The sequence below is a fragment of the Vibrio sp. Y176 genome, from assembly GCF_033438945.1.
Genome location: NZ_JAWOQS010000096.1, coordinates 1 through 1,165, shown reverse-complemented (window position 1 = coordinate 1,165; position 1,165 = coordinate 1). Strand labels below are relative to the sequence as shown.

The 1,165-nt window shown below is 47.6% G+C and carries 1 protein-coding gene; it reads left to right on the top strand.

Going from position 1 to position 1,165, the window contains the following annotated elements; translation table 11 throughout:
• Positions 1-1,165: elongation factor Tu (gene tuf, locus R7O13_RS24320; protein WP_171345263.1), on the top strand; the 1,165-nt coding region annotated here is incomplete at both ends.

The window sequence follows — 1,165 nt, the reverse complement described above, 5'->3', positions numbered from 1 at the left end:
TGTCTAAAGAAAAATTTGAACGTACGAAACCGCACGTTAACGTTGGTACTATCGGCCACGTTGACCACGGTAAAACAACTCTAACTGCAGCTATCTGTACTACTCTTGCTAAAGTTTACGGCGGTGTAGCTAAAGACTTCGCATCTATCGATAACGCTCCAGAAGAGCGTGAGCGCGGTATCACAATCGCAACTTCTCACGTTGAGTACGACACTCCATCACGCCACTACGCACACGTTGACTGTCCAGGACACGCTGACTATGTTAAAAACATGATCACTGGTGCTGCACAGATGGACGGTGGTATCCTAGTTGTTGCTGCGACAGATGGCCCAATGCCACAAACTCGTGAGCACATCCTACTAGGCCGTCAGGTTGGTATCCCATACATCATCGTATTCATGAACAAATGTGACATGGTTGACGATGAAGAGCTACTAGAACTAGTAGAAATGGAAGTTCGTGAACTTCTATCTGAATACGATTTCCCAGGTGATGACCTACCAGTTATCCAAGGTTCTGCACTAGGCGCACTAAACGGCGAAGAGCAGTGGGAAGCGAAAATCGTTGAACTAGCAGAAGCTCTAGATACTTACATCCCTGAGCCAGAGCGTGCGGTAGATCAGCCATTCCTAATGCCTATCGAAGACGTATTCTCAATCCAAGGTCGTGGTACAGTAGTAACTGGCCGTATCGAGCGTGGTATCCTAACTGTAGGTGACGAAGTTGCTATCGTAGGTATCAAAGACACTACTACAACTACATGTACTGGTGTTGAGATGTTCCGTAAGCTTCTAGACGAAGGCCGTGCAGGTGAGAACGTTGGTGCACTTCTACGTGGTACTAAGCGTGACGAAGTTGAACGTGGTCAAGTACTAGCTAAGCCTGGTTCAATCACTCCACACACTAAGTTCGAATCAGAAGTATACGTACTGTCTAAAGATGAAGGTGGTCGTCACACTCCATTCTTCAAAGGCTACCGTCCACAGTTCTACTTCCGTACAACTGACGTAACTGGTGACATCCAGCTACCAGACGGCGTAGAAATGGTAATGCCAGGCGACAACGTACAGATGACTGTAGAGCTAATCGCACCAATCGCAATGGACGAAGGTCTACGTTTCGCGATCCGTGAAGGTGGCCGTACAGTAGGTGCTGGTGTTGT